Genomic DNA, 12,779 nt, shown 5'->3' with positions numbered 1-12,779 from the left:
TCCCGCATCGCGTCTGCTGTTCTGCACTCCCACTCTTCACTCCAACAGTATTGTACAAACAGCACAATAGTTTTCATTATTTGAGAATGACAGGTCCTTCTTTTCTGCTTCCCGAGTCGTGTATACGATGGTGTTCGACCGATGACCGTCTCCGACATAATGCGCCACGAAGTCGTAACCGCCTCCCTCGAAACACCCGTCCACGAAGTGGCGACCACGATGCGCGATGAGAACGTCGGCAGCGTCGTCGTCGTCGAGGGCGACGAGCCCGTCGGTCTCATCACCGACCGCGACATCGCGATCCGAATTGCAGCCGACCAGCTCGATGCCGAGGAGATGGACGCCGAGCGGATGATGAGCACGGACCCGGTGACCGTTCAGGCGGACACTGGCCTGTTCGAGCTTTCGACGCGACTGTGCAACGAGGGCGTCCGACGGATGCCCGTCGTCGACGAGGCCGGCGACCTCGCCGGCATCGTCACTCTCGACGATCTCGCGGTCCTCCTGACCGGCGAGCTCGGGAATCTCGCCGGCGTCATCGACGCGGAATCGCCGCCGTACTGATAGAGGGTATCGCAACCGTTCAGAGAGTCTCGCCGGACGATACGGCGAGACATCTATGAGGACGTACGATACCCCTATGAACGGACGAACCCCTCCGTTCTGCCGACCCGGCCGGCGAGGAGCCGTTTTTCAGAGGGATTCGACGTCCTCGCTCGTCACGACTCGGTCGTCAGGCAGGCGCGCGATGCAGTCGTGACACAGGAAGTACTCGCCGCCGTCGTCGAGTTCGAGGGTCATCCCGCCCGTCGACTCGGTCTCGAACGACCAGAAGTCGCCGATTCCGCCGGCGATCCGCACCGACCGACCGCACGCATCGCAAGGCTCGCTCGTCATAGGGGAGCGACGTGGCCGACGGCTATACGTCCTGCGGCGAGCGTGGCGTCGGGTCGACGCTCGCCGCGTGCCGTCTCCGGATTACAGTTACTAATGTGATATATCCGAGGCTTCTACTGTTCATCCGTCGAACAGTTGGTGTGAAATGAGCGATTACGACGGCGCGTCGGCCACCGCCAGCGACACGCACACCGGCGAGACGCCAGCGGTGATAACGCCGACAGCCGACGACGAGGAGGCGACTGTCACCGAAGCGGGGACGGAACTGGAGCGCACGATCGGGCTCTCGGGAGGGATCTCGATCGGGGTGGGAACGATGATCGGCGCGGGCATCTTCGTCTTCCCCGGACTCGCCGCCGGCGGTGCCGGTCCGGCCGCAGCGGCCTCCTTCGGTATCGGCGCGGTCATCGCGCTGTTCGTCGCGCTCCCGACTTCCGAACTGGCGACGGCGATGCCGAAATCCGGCGGCGGCTACTACTTCATCTCCCGGGCGCTCGGCGCGCTCCCCGGCGCCGTCGTCGGTCTCAGCATCTGGCTCGGACTCGTCTTCGCGACGGCGTTCTACCTCGTCGGTTTCGGGAGTTACGTCGCGGCGGTCCTCGCGGAGGCCGGCGTCGCCGTCGGCAACGTCCCGATCGTCATCCCGTTCGCGCTCCTGTTCGGCGTATTCTTGACTGCCTTGAACCTCTTTGGCACGGAGAACGCCGCTGCGCTGCAGAACTACGTCGTCGGGCTGCTGTTGACGATTCTGGTGTTCTTTCTGGGGTACGGTGGGCTGGACTCGCTCGGCGTGTTCGGGCGCGCGAGCACGCCGGAGACGTTCGCGCCGTTCGGCCCGCTGCCGGTGTTCACGACTGCGGCGCTCGTGTTCACCTCGTATCTCGGGTTCGCGCAGGTGGCCACCGTCGCGGGCGACATCAAGCGCCCGGGACGGAATCTCCCGCTGGCGATGGTCGCGTCGGTGGTGATCGTCGGCATCCTCTACGTCGCGACGATCTTCGTCGCCACCAGCGCGTTCGGGAGCGAGACGCTCGCCTCGTTCGGCGAGACCGCCATCGTCGAGGTCGCGCGCAGTTTCGTCGGCTCGACCGGTGCAATCGCGATCCTCATCGCGGGGCTGCTCGCGACGATTTCGAGTGCGAACGCCTCGATCCTCTCGACGTCGCGGGCGGTGTTCGCGGTGAGCAAAGACGAGATCATCCCCCGGTTCGCGAGTCGGATGAATCTCCGCTACGGGACGCCACACGTCGCGCTGACGATGGCCGGCGGACCAGTGCTGGTATTGGTCGCATTCGGCGAGGTGGAGGTGCTCGCCGAGGTCGCCTCGTTCCTCCACCTCGTGATGTACTGCCTGATGTGCGTCGCGCTCATCGTGATGCGCCGCGACGAGCCCGAGTGGTACGATCCGGCGTTCCGCGTGCCCGCCCACCGCGTCGTCGCGGGACTCGGCGCCGTCGCGAGCGCGGGGCTGATCCTGTTTATGCAGCCGACCTCACAGATCGTCGGCGTCGCAATTATGCTCGTATCCGCCGGATGGTACAAGTACTACGCCAGCGACGTCCAGCTCAAGGGGGTGCTGTAGATGTGGGGTGATCTTCCGGGTGAGAACCTGATCGACGCCGACCTCGTGATCCGTGAACCGCCGGTGATCCTCCTCCCGGTTGAGGTGTTGGAGGGACAGACGATCCCCGATACGGTCGTCGAATTCCTCGCGCCGGCAGACGTGATCGTCCTCGGCTACCACGTTCTGCCGGATCAGACGCCGACAGAGCAGGCGAGTATGCAGTTCGAAGACCGGGCGCAGGAGGCCGTCGACGACATCGCGCAGTCGTTCATCGACGCCGGCGGCGAACCGGAGACGCGCGTCGTGTTCACCCACGACCGCGAGCAGACGATCGACCGCGTCGCGACCGAAGTGGGCGCAACGGCGATCCTCTTACCGAACCCAGCCGGCGAAATCTCGGAGGTGCTCGTGCCGATCCGCGGCGCGATCGACGGCGGCCGGCTCGCAGATCTCGTCGCGACGCTGCTCGCCGGCGGTGCGGGCCACGTGACGCTCTGGGGAATCGCGGCAGGCGAGGGCTCGGAGTTCGACGCCGAGAGTGCCGTCGACACCGCAGCCGAGCGACTCCGCGGACGGGGCCTCCCGGCCGAGCAGATCACCACGGAGACGACGACCGCGATGCTGCAAATCCACGATATCGTCGATCGCTCGGACGAGGCCGATATCATCGTGATGGGCGAGGGCCGCGAGTCGCTTCTCGCCGTGCTGCTCGGTGAGGACGCCGAGCGCGTCGCCGAGGGGGCAGTCGCGCCCGTGCTCGTCGTCCGCGACCGCGACCCGGACGCAGAGGTCGCGGATTCGGACGGCGAAACTGCAGACGCGCAATCGGTGACCGACGAAGACGAGACCGCCGGGGGATCGGCCCCGGAGCCACAGCCCGATCAGGACCTCGACGCTGACGACCCGGAGTGATCGACGATGGAACTGGACTGTGAGAACTGCGCCGGCTGCTGTCTCGACTGGCGACCGATCGCCGACTCGCCGTCCGATCACGAGCGGCGCGGTCCCGGTGAACCGCTCGACGACGCGTACAACCTCGTACCCCTGACGCGCGACGAGGTCGCACGGTTCGTCGAGCGGGGACTCGGCGACGTTCTGACACCGCGGCTCTGGCGCGTCGACGAGGAGACGCCCGGCGTCGTCGTCGACGGCGTTCGGCTCGCCGCCATCGACGGACGTCCGGCGTTCTTCGTCGGCCTGCGGAAACCACCGAAGCCCGTCGCCCCGTTCGGGACCGAACCGCGGTGGCTGTCCGCCTGTGCGTTCTTAGACCCCGAGACGCTCCAGTGTCGAATCCACGAGGGCGACCTCTACCCCGAGGAGTGTTCGGCGTATCCGAGTCACAACCTCGACCTCGGCGTCGAGACCGAGTGCGAGCGCGTCGAAGCCGAGCACGACGGGAAACGGCTGCTCGACGACGCCCCTGGCGAGTACAGCGGCCTGCTGCTCGGGCCGCAGGCGATTGGCGCGAAGGTGTTCGGCTACCCCGACCCCGACGACCTCGACGGCGTCGTCGACCGGATGCAGCGGGGCGAACTCACCGACACGGACCGCGCGGCGTTCGTCGGGGCCGCCGCGGGGTCCCATCCCGGGTCGCTCTCTGTCGACGACGGGCGCGCCGCGGCCGCGACCGCGGACGTACTCGACGCCGACTCGTGGGCCGGACAAGCGATTCGTGAGTGGACGGAGGCCGCCGGAGCCCCCGGTGAACGGGCGAGTGACCCGCCGTCCGGCGACGACGTCGAGGTGTCACGCGGCGCGCCGCAGACGCCGGGCTGGGACGCAATCGACGACGCGTAGCCGTCTCTTGTTTTCCGCAGTCGTCCGACGAGCGGCGAGAACTGTTAACAAGCTACGGATCCATTCATCGGTATGAGAGTTCTCGTAACGGGTGCGACCGGGTTCGTCGGTGGCCGTCTCGTTCCCGCCCTTCTCAACGCCGGTCACGACGTGACGGTGCTCGTTCGGGACGCATCGCGGTACGACGCGCCGCCGGAGGTCCGGGTCGTCGAGGGCGACCTCCTCGAGCCCGGAAGCTTCGAGTCGGCGCTCGACGTCGACGCCGCCTACTACCTCGTCCACTCGATGCGCTCGGGCGCCGACTTCGAGGAACGCGACCGGCGGGCCGCGCGGAGTTTCGCCGACGCCGCCTCCGAACACGGCGTCGAGCGCGTCGTCTACCTCGGCGGCCTCGGCGAGGAACGGGACCGACTCTCCGAGCACCTCCGCTCGCGCCGGGAAGTCGAGAACATCCTCGGCGAGGGCGAGTACGCGCTCACGACGCTGCGGGCCGCGATCCTGATCGGCGCGGGCTCTGCGAGCTTCGATATGATCAAACAGTTGGCCTCGCGCCTCCCGGTGATGGTGACGCCGCGCTGGGTCGAGACGAAGTGTCAACCAATATTCGTCGACGACGCCATCGCGTACCTCGTGGGCGTTCTCGACGTGCCCGAGACAGCGGATGAAACCTACGAGATCGGCGGCCCGGACGTGTTGACCTACCGGGAGATCCTGATCCGGGTCGGTCGTCAGCGCGGGCGCGCCCCCACGATCGTTCCGGTGCCGATCCTCTCCCCGAAACTCTCTTCGCTGTGGATCGGGCTGGTCACGGACGTTCCGGCACCGGTCGCCCGTCCTCTGATCGAGGGGCTGAAGAACCCCGTCGTCGTGCGCGATCACCGGATCGAGTCGCTCGTCGACGTCGATCTGACACCGTTCGACGAAGCCATCAGGAAAGCGCTTCAGGCCGAAGCGACGACCCGTGAGGGACGTGGCGGCGCGGCGGTCGCCGGAGACGAGGGCGAAACGCCGACGGCCGACGGCGGGACCGTCTCCGACCCGACCGTTCGGCCGCTCGATCGGTGATGGCCCGGCCAAATCCGCGCTACGAGAGCGGCGTCGAGCGGTACGGCGACACCTGGGTCTACGAGAGCATCGTCGGTGCTGTCCCCGGGATCGACCTCTCGGACCTGCAAGCCATCGCGATCCAGTTGGCGATCTTTCAGACCGGCGTGCTCGTCCTCGCGTGGTACTACGACCTCTGGACGGCCGTCCTGCCGGGAACGGTCGCCGTCGCCGTCGCCGCGGTCGGCAGCGGCGTGATGCGGCAGTTCGGGCGACGGACGCGCCGCCTCGACCTCCCGGAACCGTATCGTCGTCTGCTGTTCGGGTCGAGCATCGAGGTCGTACTCGGGATTCTCGCGTTCGTCGCACTCGTGACGCATCTGTTCGTTTTCGACCCGCGGACCGCCGATCCGACGCTCTTCGAGTGGCTGTTCGGTCCCGACCCGCCGATCCCGGTCGTGTATCTCACGCTCTTGATCCTCTGGGACCTCTGTTACCGCATCGGCACCTCGTGGTGGGCCGCCGTCGTCGCGCTGTGGCGCTCGTGGCGCTACTCGTTCGACGCCGAGACGGCGCACCGACTCCGTCGTCTCGACGCGCTCAACGTCGTCTTCGGCCTGACGCAACTCGCGATGGTCCCGTTCGTCCTCGATAGGCCGGTGTTGCTACTGGCCGTCGGCGGCCACATCGTCGCAGTCACCGTCGTCTCTCTGGCGGCGATGGCGACGCTTCGCGTGACGGCCGCTCCGCTCGAAGGGTAATGTCAGCTCCTCTCGGCAGAACGGAGGAGTGGCGTCGGCGACGCTCACCCCGCGTCGCCCGGCCTCACTCGCCCTGCAACTGTTTGAACTGGTCGAGGAGCGCTTCTGTCGAGTCGCCGGAGTCGTACTCTACGGACCCTCGATACACTGTCCGGTCGTCGGAGAAATCCGTATCGACTGCACCGTTCTTCCGCTCACGACGCTCGTGTTCGTCGTCGTCGTATGCGCCCATCGACATGGTACATTATACCGTGAGAGTGTCACCCACATATATGTATCGCCGTCTGAGGGTTTCTCCTCGTGGTTTCGACGCCGTGACAACTCTCGGCCGCTCCGAGGCGACAGTATAAACCGATTGAACCGCTACCGTACAGTGTGGCACGCCCACTACGCTTTCGACACGCCCCCAGCCGCTGGACGGAGGGCCGGGTGGTCGGACAAATTTATCGCGATCTAGACCGGAATCTCGGTGCGACCCGTCGCAGTCCGTGGTTCAAACAGCCCGCCCGATATTCGGGCGAGCGATTCGAGATGGACAACGGCGACATCGCGCTGTTTCTGTGGAACGACGACGAGGCCTACTGGCTCGGGAATACCGAGACGCCGGAGGCGCTCTGGCGCACGGAGAAGTACAGTTTCGAGGCGATCCCCGACGACGTCTCACGGTGGGCCACGCGAGAACTCACCGCACAACTGCACGAGGAGAGCCCGTGGCTCGAACCGTACCCGCACCTCTCGTGGTTCTTCCTGCCGGTCTTCCTCTCGAAAGACGGCCGCGAGACGACCCGCGAGTTCTTCGACGAACACGCCGCTGGCTTCCCCGACGTCACTCGTGAGGAGGCCCTCGAATTCTACGAGTCGTTCCTCCGTACGCGCGTCTTAGACGACTGGCGGGAGGTGATGGCCGGCAAACTCGGCACCTCCGAGTACCTCGATCTCACGCGGATGACGGCCGCGATGGGGGAGTTCAACGCCGGTCACCTCCTCGTCGACGACGGCTACGACATCGAACCGGAGATCGAAGTGTCGACGGGGCACGCTATCGACTACCGGGCCGAAAGCGACGACGAGTCCGTTCTCGTCGAAGTGACGCGGCCGACGCCGACGGGACAGCGTCGCGCGGGCACGCCGATCGCGGCCGTCCGCGACACGGCAGCGACGAAGTCCGATGGGCAACTGGAAAAACACGGCGGCGGCGTCGTCCTCTTCGTCGACTGCTCGTCGTTCCCAGACGACGAGTGGCAGTCGATACTCGCCGAGCGGCCGGACGTGCACCACCGGCCGGCCGTGGTCTTCCGGCTCAGGCCGTCCGGTCGCGTCGAAGGCTACACGAAGGGGAACGTCCCGCTCGACGTGCCTGTGTGAACCGCCTCGGGGCTTGACCCCGAGGCATTCGGCCTGCTCAGCCTGTAGAATACCTCGAAAAAAGTCGTCTGTCGCGCTACGTCTCTATCTCAGAAGGACACCTGTTGAGGACCTTCCTCGCCCGTCGCGTAGGCGTCTCGATCGCTGTAGTACCGGCGACCGATGGCCTCGTGACCGAGGCCACAGAGGAGCGCCGAGTGGGCGTCGTCGGCGCTGGTGTAGGTCTCAGAGCCCGCACGAGCGAGTACGTCTCCGAGGCGCGCGGTCCCGTTGGGGAGTTCGATAGTCTGGTCGCCGTACGCCTCGATGAGGTCCTCGGTCGTGGCCGGGAACTCGTGACCGCCGATGAGATCGCCGGTGCGGTTCAAGCGCATTACACTCTACTCTGAGTGCTGGGTATTCTTAATGGTTTTCTATGATGGAATATGAGGTCTCTAAATTCCTTAATCATCTTTAATCGTGGATGGCTCTCACGGGGGCTCTTGTCACGGATAGTTTTATCGCGGGTACATTTCACACGGGGCGCAAGGGCTTTGAAACGGCACCGCCGACTCTCCGACGTGACACGGGAACGCGACGACGCGACCTCGGCGGCCGACATTTCACCGGCGGCGGACCTCCACGTTCACACCACTGCGTCCGATGGGACGCTAACGGTCCCCGAGCTCCCAGCGGTCGCCCGCGACGGCGGCGTCGACGTCGTCGCCGTGACGGACCACGACCGGATCCACCCGGAACTGGACGCACCAGTGACGACGCGCGACGGCGTCACCATCGTTCGCGGGATCGAACTCCGCGTCGACGCCGGCGACCAGCGGCTCGACCTCCTGGGGTACGGCGTCGAAGCAACCGAGTCGATCCTGTCGGTGACCAGACGCATCCAGGAGAACCGGAAGCGCCGCGGCGCGGAGATCGTCGCGCGCGCCGAGGAGCGTCTCGGCGTCGACCTCGACGTGGAACTGCGCGATGGCATCGGACGACCGAACATCGCCCGCGCGATCGACGAGAGCGACGCTCCCTACGACTACGACGGCGCGTTCGAACACCTGATCGGCAACGACGGTCCCTGCTACGTCGAGCGATACGTTCCCTCCTTCTCGGCGGGAGTCGACGCCCTGCGGGACTCCTGTGCGGTCGTCGGACTCGCACACCCGTTCCGCTATCCCGACCCCGAGAGTGCCTTAGCGCGCGCCCGCGAACTCGACGCCGTCGAGCGCTACTACCCCTACAGCGACTCTAGTGCCGACCGCGAAGACGGTGCGCTCGTCGACGAAATCGCCCAGGACGCAGCGCTCCTTCGACTCGGGGGCTCGGACGCCCACGACCGGACGCTGGGCGTGACCGGACCGCCACGGTCGGCGTTCGAGCCGTTCGCCGCCCGTCTGTCGGGCGTCTGACGCCGTTCTCGGTGTAGATAGCCGGGAGCATAGAGTTAAACCCCGAGCGGCACCAAAGAGGGTGTATGAAGTGCCACTACTGCGACCGGGACGCCGCGTACGCCGCGGAGAAGGACGGAATCAAGGTCGGGCTCTGTGAGCGGCACTTCCGGACGCAGGTCGAAGCGTTAGCCGACTCCGAAGAACTGGCCGCCATCCGCGAACAGATCGACATCGACCGGACCGAGTGAGGACCGACGCGGTCCGTCACGCCCTCCGGATCTCTATTCGCTGCCCGCACTCCGGACACTCCTCGTCGACGATCGTCACCTGCGCGTCGCACACTGGACACGCCGCTCTGTAGCAGGCCGGATCGCCCATCGGCCGATCATTCACGCTAGACCGACAAAGCCTTTCTGCGCCGCTATCGCAGCGTCGCTCGTCGTATCGCGGTCGCAATAAAAGAAGTCAGTGCCTGCGGACGTTCGGCGCGCGGTTCGGGCAGAGGGTCGTGGGTGTGGTGTAGGCGTTTTCCTGAGAGGACGCTTACATTGCGCCGCCCATACCGCCCATGCCGCCCATACCGCCCATGCCGCCGGCGCCGCCGGGTGCGCCGCCTTCGTCGCCGCCGTCGTCGCTGCCGCCGCCCTTGAGGTCGCCAGCGGCGATGACGTCGTCGATGCGGAGGATCATCACGGCCGCCTCGGTGGCGGACTCGATGGCCTGCGTCTTGACGCGGAGGGGCTCGACGACGCCGTCGTCCTCCATGTTGACGATGTCACCGGTGTAGGCGTCGAGACCGGCAGCGAAGTCGCCGTCGGAGTGCTCCTTGCGGAGGTTGACGAGCGACTCGATGGGGTCGAGGCCGGCGTTCTCAGCGAGGGTGCGCGGGATGACGTCCAGCGCTTCGGTGAAGGCCTCGATCGCGAGCTGCTCGCGGCCGCCGACGGAGCTGGCGAACTCGCCGAGCTCCATCGAGAGTTCGGTCTCGGAGGCGCCGCCGCCGGGCAGGACCTGGCCGTCTTCGAGCGTCGTCTTCACGACGCCGAGGGAGTCCTCGATGGCGCGCTCGAGTTCGTCGACGACGTGCTCGGTGCCGCCGCGGAGGATGAGCGTGACGGACTTGGCGTCCTCGACGTCTTCGACGAAGATGCGCTCGTCGCCGCCGATGTCCTTCTGGGCGACGGAGCCGGCGAAGCCGAGGTCGTCGGCTTCGATGTCGTCGAGCGAGCCGACGACGTTGCCGCCGGTCGCGCGGGCCAGCCGCTTCAGGTCGGAGGACTTCGCGCGGCGGACCGCGAGGATGCCCTCCTTCGCGAGGTAGTGCTGGGCCATATCGTCGATGCCGTCGCCGACGAAGACCACGTCAGCGCCGACGTCGACGAGCTGATCGACCATCTCTTTCAGCTGTTCTTCTTCCTGGTCGAGGAACTGCTGAAGCTGGTCGGGGTCGGTGACGTTGACTTCGGCGTCGATCTCGGTCTCGCGAACTTCGAGGGCACCGTCGAACAGCGCGACGTCGGCGTCCTCGACGCCGTACGGCATGTTCTCGTGGACGCGCTCTTTGTCCACGATGACGCCCTCGACGAGCTCGGAGTTGTCGATCGAGCCGCCGACGACCTTCTCGACGGAGACGTTGTCCGTGTCGATGCTCTCCTCGTCGGCGACCGCGAGCACGGCGTCGACGACGAGTTCGGCCAGCAGGTCCTTCGAGGATTCGGCGCCCTTGCCGGTCATCGCCGTCTCGGCGATCTTGACGAGGGTGTCGCGGTCCTCCTCGGAGACCTCGATGGCGTTCTCCTCGAGGATCTCCTTGGCCTTCTCTGCGGCCTGGCGGTACCCCTGTGCGATGGTGGTGGCGTGGACGTCCTGCTCGATGAGCTCCTCGGCCTGATCGAGGAGTTCACCAGCGACGACGACAGCCGTCGTGGTCCCGTCGCCGACCTCGTCTTCCTGGGTCTCGGAGACCTCGACGATCATATTCGCCGCGGGGTGGTCGATGTCCATCTCCTTGAGGATCGTTACGCCGTCGTTCGTGACGACGACAGATCCGCCGGAGTCGACGAGCATCTTGTCCATCCCTTTCGGACCCAGCGTGGTCCGGACGGACTCGGCGACCGCCTTCCCTGCCGAGATGTTCATCGACTGCGCGTCCTTCCCCTGTGTGCGCTGGGAGTCTTCGCCCAGGATGATCATGGGCTGACCCTGCTGCATTCGCTGAGACATAATCAACCGTTGATTGTTTGTGATTCTATAAAAAAGTAACGCTACCGGCTCCAGAAACCCCGACTGCGGACGACGAAAGCCGTGGTAAAAGTTGACATAATGACGTTTTTATATCCTCACTTCAGTCACGCCTATGCAAAGCCCTATTATCCGAACTCGCCTTACGAACGTTCGATGACGCTCCGGGAGTTCATCGACGAATTTGCGGACGACGGCCACACCGCGTCCCTCTCTATAGTCAACAGCGACCAGCCGCCGATGGTCGCACAAATGCTGGAGTCGCTCTTCGATGAGCAGCCCGTTTCCGTCTCGGAGGTCAGCCGCGTTCTGTCCGATTCGAACGTCGTCCAGTTGCGCCGCGACGGCAGCGTCGTCGCAGAATCGGCGTTCAGCGACGTTCGCGACTCGATTCTGGCGGTCAACTCGGACATCTACATCACGGGTACGCGTCCGCTCTCGGAAGTCGAGACTCCCGAAGTCGTCCGCAACCTGGAAGGCACCCGCTTCCGCGTTCGCGGCTACCCGGCCGGCACGAAAGGCAAACTGCTCCTCATCGAAATCTCCCGGTACATCGAGGCGATGGCGCTGCAGCACGGGGTGGGCGAACTTCACACTGGCTTTCAGCGACTCTCGCGGATCACCGACGAGCGGGGCACCGCACGTGCGTACGAACAGCTATCGCAGACCGATCTCGACCTGCACGTCTACGGAATCGGCGATCCGCGTCCGTTCGATACGTGGTCTGTGGCCGTCCACAACGACGACGTCCCGGAGATCCGAAACGGCTGGTTCGTCGTCTTCGCACCGCCTCCGGATAGCGACGCCGAGGGCGCTGCGCTCGTCGCCATCACCGAAGACGACGAGGTGTGGGACGGCGTCTGGGTACTCGACGCCGACGCCGCGCGGCAAGTCGCGTCGTATCTCTGCGACGAACACGGCGCGGCGTAGCACCGACCTTCTGCGCGGCTATCCCTTTGATATCACGACGGATACTGCCGCTTGCCGTTCCGCCGTCGCAGACGCGGCCGCGTCGCTGGATCGAAAATAGCCTGATAGTCGAAAAACGAGCGCCTCGCCGGTCCAGAGACCGACTCAGCCCGACTGTCGGACGTCGAATCCCTGCGTCAGTTCGTTGTGTTTCCGTTCGAGGAACGAGTAGACCGCACCGTGGGGAGCCCCGTCGAGGATCATCCCGACGGCGCGGCGGACGGCGTCGACTTCTTCGGGCTGACCGATAACGCCCAGGGTCGTACCCTTGATGACGACTTCGGCACCGGTGAGTTCCTCCATCAGTTCCCGAGTCCGGCCGTTCTCGCCGATGAGGCGGCCTTTCTGTCGCTGGAGGTCGTTCTTGTTTCGCGTGTGCGATTCGAGGTCGACGAGTTCGAACGTCCGGAGTTCGTCGTCGAGGATCGACAGCGCCGCCTCGGGCGTGAATCCGCGCCCGATCGCCCGAACCACGTCGGGGGCGAGCATTCCGCTCACGGGATCGCCGACGTCGTCGATGGCGACCGCCCCGCTCTCGGAGTCGATGTCGAGACGTACTTCGGCCCGGCGTTCGATCTCGCGCATCGTCTCACCACCCTCGCCGATGAGGACGCCGATGCGGTCCTGCGGGACCTTTACGTGTTTCATACACCCCGCTACCCGGCGGAACGGTTTAAGAGTTTGTTCGAGAATGTACCGCGGTCACACGCCCTATAGTAGCGTTTGCACCTGATTCCACAGCCGATCGCACGGCTGCGT

15 protein-coding genes are annotated in these 12,779 nt (G+C 65.6%); 10 read left to right on the top strand and 5 right to left on the bottom strand.

Annotated features, from left to right (window positions below; genetic code table 11):
* The first annotated feature begins 141 nt into the window (after window positions 1-141).
* Entirely contained in the window at window positions 142-564 is a 423-nt protein-coding gene (locus NO362_RS02950) for a CBS domain-containing protein (RefSeq protein ID WP_256546060.1), read from the top strand.
* Window positions 565-693: 129 nt separating this feature from the next.
* Here the strand turns inward: NO362_RS02950 and NO362_RS02945 are convergent, their stop codons facing one another.
* Entirely contained in the window at window positions 694-897 is a 204-nt protein-coding gene (locus tag NO362_RS02945; protein WP_121568685.1) for a DUF7561 family protein, read from the bottom strand.
* Between the two features lie 145 nt (window positions 898-1,042).
* Here NO362_RS02945 and NO362_RS02940 point away from each other — a divergent pair, with 145 nt between their 5' ends.
* The 5 genes from NO362_RS02940 (at window position 1,043) to NO362_RS02920 (ending at window position 6,066) form a co-directional block, all read left to right on the top strand.
* Entirely contained in the window at window positions 1,043-2,479 is a 1,437-nt protein-coding gene (locus tag NO362_RS02940; protein ID WP_256546059.1) for an APC family permease, read from the top strand.
* The gene (locus tag NO362_RS02935) at window positions 2,480-3,373 is read left to right on the top strand and encodes a universal stress protein (RefSeq protein ID WP_256546058.1); all 894 of its coding nucleotides are present in this window, start codon (window positions 2,480-2,482) and stop codon (window positions 3,371-3,373) included. It abuts the gene before it with no gap.
* Window positions 3,374-3,379: 6 nt separating this feature from the next.
* Window positions 3,380-4,261, top strand: coding sequence for a YkgJ family cysteine cluster protein (locus tag NO362_RS02930; RefSeq protein ID WP_256546057.1), 882 nt, complete (start codon window positions 3,380-3,382; stop codon window positions 4,259-4,261).
* 72 nt (window positions 4,262-4,333) lie between these two features.
* Window positions 4,334-5,326, top strand: a complete 993-nt coding sequence (locus NO362_RS02925) for an NAD(P)H-binding protein (protein ID WP_256546056.1) — start codon at window positions 4,334-4,336, stop codon at window positions 5,324-5,326.
* Window positions 5,326-6,066, top strand: coding sequence for a DUF7530 family protein (locus NO362_RS02920; RefSeq protein ID WP_256288630.1), 741 nt, complete (start codon window positions 5,326-5,328; stop codon window positions 6,064-6,066). Before NO362_RS02925 ends, NO362_RS02920 begins: the two co-directional genes overlap by 1 nt.
* Window positions 6,067-6,130: 64 nt before the next feature.
* Here NO362_RS02920 and NO362_RS02915 read toward each other — a convergent pair whose 3' ends face one another.
* A complete protein-coding gene (locus tag NO362_RS02915; protein WP_199723002.1) occupies window positions 6,131-6,304 on the bottom strand; it encodes a DUF5786 family protein in 174 nt (57 codons plus the stop codon).
* Between the two features lie 137 nt (window positions 6,305-6,441).
* On the opposite strand from NO362_RS02915, the gene NO362_RS02910 reads away from it, so the two are divergent.
* Window positions 6,442-7,431: a DUF5784 family protein gene (locus NO362_RS02910; protein ID WP_256288632.1), complete on the top strand. Its 990-nt coding sequence runs from the start codon at window positions 6,442-6,444 to the stop codon at window positions 7,429-7,431.
* 89 nt (window positions 7,432-7,520) lie between these two features.
* On the opposite strand, the gene NO362_RS02905 is transcribed toward NO362_RS02910, so the two are convergent.
* Window positions 7,521-7,805 carry a DUF5789 family protein gene (locus tag NO362_RS02905; protein ID WP_121568678.1) on the bottom strand — a complete coding sequence of 95 codons (285 nt, stop codon included), beginning with the start codon at window positions 7,803-7,805 and terminating at the stop codon, window positions 7,521-7,523.
* Between the two features lie 186 nt (window positions 7,806-7,991).
* Here NO362_RS02905 and NO362_RS02900 point away from each other — a divergent pair, with 186 nt between their 5' ends.
* Window positions 7,992-8,828, top strand: coding sequence for a PHP domain-containing protein (locus NO362_RS02900; protein ID WP_256546055.1), 837 nt, complete (start codon window positions 7,992-7,994; stop codon window positions 8,826-8,828).
* 65 nt (window positions 8,829-8,893) lie between these two features.
* Entirely contained in the window at window positions 8,894-9,058 is a 165-nt protein-coding gene (locus NO362_RS02895; RefSeq protein ID WP_175454563.1) for a DUF6757 family protein, read from the top strand.
* A 295-nt stretch (window positions 9,059-9,353) separates the two neighbouring features.
* On the opposite strand, the gene thsA is transcribed toward NO362_RS02895, so the two are convergent.
* The gene (gene thsA, locus NO362_RS02890; protein WP_256546664.1) at window positions 9,354-11,003 is read right to left on the bottom strand and encodes a thermosome subunit alpha; all 1,650 of its coding nucleotides are present in this window, start codon (window positions 11,001-11,003) and stop codon (window positions 9,354-9,356) included.
* 204 nt (window positions 11,004-11,207) lie between these two features.
* On the opposite strand from thsA, the gene NO362_RS02885 reads away from it, so the two are divergent.
* The gene (locus NO362_RS02885; RefSeq protein WP_256546054.1) at window positions 11,208-11,981 is read left to right on the top strand and encodes a DICT sensory domain-containing protein; all 774 of its coding nucleotides are present in this window, start codon (window positions 11,208-11,210) and stop codon (window positions 11,979-11,981) included.
* A 144-nt stretch (window positions 11,982-12,125) separates the two neighbouring features.
* Here the strand turns inward: NO362_RS02885 and NO362_RS02880 are convergent, their stop codons facing one another.
* A complete protein-coding gene (locus tag NO362_RS02880) occupies window positions 12,126-12,668 on the bottom strand; it encodes a KH domain-containing protein (RefSeq protein WP_121568674.1) in 543 nt (180 codons plus the stop codon).
* Window positions 12,669-12,779 lie beyond the last annotated feature (111 nt).

The sequence above is a fragment of the Halobellus inordinatus genome, from assembly GCF_024498335.1.
Taxonomy (GTDB): domain Archaea; phylum Halobacteriota; class Halobacteria; order Halobacteriales; family Haloferacaceae; genus Haloquadratum; species Haloquadratum inordinatus.
Note: the sequence above shows the minus strand (reverse complement) of the source record. Positions and strands in the feature narration are given on the sequence as shown.

What these genes read in the sequence shown, in the direction of transcription:
- NO362_RS02950 (WP_256546060.1), top strand. Translation starts at nt 142, where the DNA reads ATGACCGTCTCCGACATAATGCGCCACGAAGTCGTAACCGCCTCCCTC.
- NO362_RS02925 (WP_256546056.1), top strand. Translation starts at nt 4,334, where the DNA reads ATGAGAGTTCTCGTAACGGGTGCGACCGGGTTCGTCGGTGGCCGTCTC.
- NO362_RS02920 (WP_256288630.1), top strand. Translation starts at nt 5,326, where the DNA reads ATGGCCCGGCCAAATCCGCGCTACGAGAGCGGCGTCGAGCGGTACGGC.
- NO362_RS02885 (WP_256546054.1), top strand. Translation starts at nt 11,208, where the DNA reads ATGACGCTCCGGGAGTTCATCGACGAATTTGCGGACGACGGCCACACC.
- NO362_RS02940 (WP_256546059.1), top strand. Translation starts at nt 1,043, where the DNA reads ATGAGCGATTACGACGGCGCGTCGGCCACCGCCAGCGACACGCACACC.
- NO362_RS02935 (WP_256546058.1), top strand. Translation starts at nt 2,480, where the DNA reads ATGTGGGGTGATCTTCCGGGTGAGAACCTGATCGACGCCGACCTCGTG.
- NO362_RS02915 (WP_199723002.1), bottom strand. Translation starts at nt 6,304, where the DNA reads ATGTCGATGGGCGCATACGACGACGACGAACACGAGCGTCGTGAGCGG.
- NO362_RS02905 (WP_121568678.1), bottom strand. Translation starts at nt 7,805, where the DNA reads ATGCGCTTGAACCGCACCGGCGATCTCATCGGCGGTCACGAGTTCCCG.
- NO362_RS02880 (WP_121568674.1), bottom strand. Translation starts at nt 12,668, where the DNA reads ATGAAACACGTAAAGGTCCCGCAGGACCGCATCGGCGTCCTCATCGGC.
- NO362_RS02945 (WP_121568685.1), bottom strand. Translation starts at nt 897, where the DNA reads ATGACGAGCGAGCCTTGCGATGCGTGCGGTCGGTCGGTGCGGATCGCC.
- thsA (WP_256546664.1), bottom strand. Translation starts at nt 11,003, where the DNA reads ATGATCATCCTGGGCGAAGACTCCCAGCGCACACAGGGGAAGGACGCG.
- NO362_RS02895 (WP_175454563.1), top strand. Translation starts at nt 8,894, where the DNA reads ATGAAGTGCCACTACTGCGACCGGGACGCCGCGTACGCCGCGGAGAAG.
- NO362_RS02930 (WP_256546057.1), top strand. Translation starts at nt 3,380, where the DNA reads ATGGAACTGGACTGTGAGAACTGCGCCGGCTGCTGTCTCGACTGGCGA.